This is a genomic window from Legionella longbeachae, from assembly GCF_004283175.1.
GTDB lineage: Bacteria > Pseudomonadota > Gammaproteobacteria > Legionellales > Legionellaceae > Legionella > Legionella longbeachae.
Window position 1 is genome coordinate 1 of sequence record NZ_RXNW01000032.1, and the last position, 2,725, is coordinate 2,725.

Genomic DNA, 2,725 nt, shown 5'->3' on the forward strand with positions numbered 1-2,725 from the left:
ATTCCAGGAGTGCATCAGGACTATCACCTTCTAAAAGACGAAATACCACCAATGCTGCTTCCCCCTCCTCGAGTTGGTCGATGTAGGATTTTAGAAGTGGTCTTGTTTCTTCATCCATTACCCCACCTAGGTATTCTATTGGTTTAACTGTCTCTTCTTTAGCCTGCATAATAAGCCCCTCAATATTTAATCTATATGTTTAAGAATAGGCGTTAATGGCAAAAAAAACCAATTCAAGAGCGAAATTTGTCCTTTAGGTTTTGAGTCTTAATAGTGTGCTGTTGACGTATTTTTCGGAGTAAGGGGATAATTTTTAGAGGCGATTATTTAGAGTTCTCTTCTACATACCGCGCGTGAAGCGTGGCATGCAGAGGTTTGGGTGTGCTTAAACTTTTGCAAAGCCGAGCAATTTTTATCGATTATGCTTTATGCTTCCTTTATCTTCCAACCCTAGGCTATCATCAATCTCTGGATCTGTTGGCGAATCACTAAATTGAGAGAAAAAACTGTGTACGCGAGCCTTTGGTTCTTTTAATTTTTCAGATTCAAGCTCAATGGTTATGTCTCTACTCAATTTTAATCGCTTTACATTTATGGGAATGCTCTCTAGGAATTCGGTTTTTTCCATATCTGTTTTTGTCTCAAAACCATGACCGCTTAAATCAAGGTAAGTAACTGTTTCAGGTATATTTTTTAATACTGATGACAATTCAAACAGACTTAACTTATCAAGGCCATTATAACTTAAATCCAGAGTAGTTAATGTTGTTGGTAATGCCTTGAAAATTTCCGATAATTCGCCTGTTGTTTTGTTGCCTAATTTATTCCAGGACAATTGCATTGAAGTAAGTGGGGATTTTAACGCTTTAAGTGCATTAATAAGTTCGAGGGTTGCACATAGGCCCAGGTCATTATGGCTTAAGTTCAAGGCTGACAAGTGTGCATGTAATGACAGGAGCACTTGCACCAAGCTTCCATTTTTATGAAGTTTAAGCTTATTCATATGCAAATGAAGTTCATTTACTGTTTCTGGAATGCTTTGAAGTACTTTAGTTAGCGATTTGTAGTGTTGATGTCCAAAATCATTGTTGCATAAATCAAGTGATATGATGCCGTCGGGTATTTTCGAAAGCGCCAAAGAAAGATCTTTTGGTGATGCTAAATTGAGTTCATTTCCACCAAGATCAAGAAAACGCTCATTTCTTGGGATGGATGTTATGGCGGTAAGCATTTCACTTAATGACAAATTTGATATCTCTAGTCGCATAAAATTTCCTTAACTAAACTATTAAATTACATCCAAACGGTATATTGATATTCGACAGTTTCATTTTTTGTTCGGTTGCATTCTTCAACCATAGGGCTGTTTATTTTATGATCATTCTATAGGTTTTGCAAATACAGATATTTTGTTATTTAAGTAATGCCGCATTTTGAGATAAGAGGAGGGGGAGTATTGATGTGGGGATGGTTATAATTAATATTTGGTTTGACAGTTATCCATGTTCAGGATAACTAGATAACTGCCAGACCAAAGTTTACTCTTGCTAATTGATACTTTTATTCAATTGATTTTCTTGCTTTTCTTGCTTTTCAGGTTCTTTGTCGCTCTTCCTGAAAAATGTTAGGCCACCTTGCATATTTTTATAAGAATGCAACACTTCTTTGGGCTTGGTTAATTCAGTAATCAACTTTTTAATATCTTGAACATTTAAATTCCTGTGATGATAATTTTTCCATGCCAAGAATCTTTCTGCAGATTTAAGAGCCTGCTGCGGATTTTCTTTACTCATTTCTCTAAGCGCTTCTGCTACACGAGGTCCAGTAACCTTATTTTCTCTGATACCGATTTCAGCCGGGAATGGTGGTTTTATCCTTGGTTGATGGGATTTGACCATTCTTTCTATTCTTTCGATATAATTTACTGTAGCGACGCATTTGCTACCAAACATTGCTTTAGGATCCTGCTCAAGGTATTCCTTGCCAATTTTGTAAGCTTCTTGATAGTTTTTGCTTTTTTCAGCTTTCATCATTTTATAGAGAACAGCATTGGGCGATTCTATCAGTTTTATGCCGGGTTCGTCATGCAACATCATCGCTTTGCCGCCACCAATATGTTTCCCGCGTTCCAAAGCGAGGAATTTTGAAGCCTCTTTATCCAGCAACGCGGTGTTACTTGATTTATAAAGTGGCTGATCCCAATCACTGACCGCATCTTGCACATAACCTTTTTTTAGAACGGGAATACTGCGTGCATAAACTCTGTATCGTTGTTCTTGATTTTCTTCTTTATCAAGTTTCATTCCAGGCATGAGCTCTAGATATTCAGTAAACAAGTTCCTTACTTTCGCTTCAATTTCCTCGTCATCGGGATTAGCAATAATAAAAGTGGCTTGATTCACCAGATCTTGTTTTCGATCCTTTAATGGAGAAGTATTAAAGTCCATTTCATTAAACGCTGTTCCCTGGAACGCTTTTCCTTCCTTAATCTCCTTAACAAGGTCGGTTCCTATTTCTTTCCAAAATGGGTTAACGATTTTAGGTTCAACTTCCGTGCCAAAGTTATAAAACAGTTTTGCGAAGTCTTTCTCCTCCTGTTTAAAAAGTTCTTCCGCCACTGTCCAACGCCCGCTTTCAGGAAAGTGTTCAAAGCTTTGTCCATTTTTGGCCCACATGAATGCATCCACATAATCTTGTACTGTCATACTGTGAGTTGCAGCCCACT

General features: G+C 37.5%; 1 protein-coding gene and 1 pseudogene. Both read right to left on the reverse strand.

The features are described 5' to 3' along the window. Positions 1–412: 412 nt before the first annotated feature. A complete protein-coding gene (locus tag EKG34_RS18050) occupies positions 413–1,267 on the reverse strand; it encodes a leucine-rich repeat domain-containing protein (RefSeq protein ID WP_003637221.1) in 855 nt (284 codons plus the stop codon). 280 nt (positions 1,268–1,547) lie between these two features. After that, positions 1,548–2,725, reverse strand: a pseudogene (locus tag EKG34_RS18055) (hypothetical protein); the annotation flags it as partial.

What these genes read in the sequence shown, in the direction of transcription:
- EKG34_RS18050 (WP_003637221.1), bottom strand. Translation starts at nt 1,267, where the DNA reads ATGCGACTAGAGATATCAAATTTGTCATTAAGTGAAATGCTTACCGCC.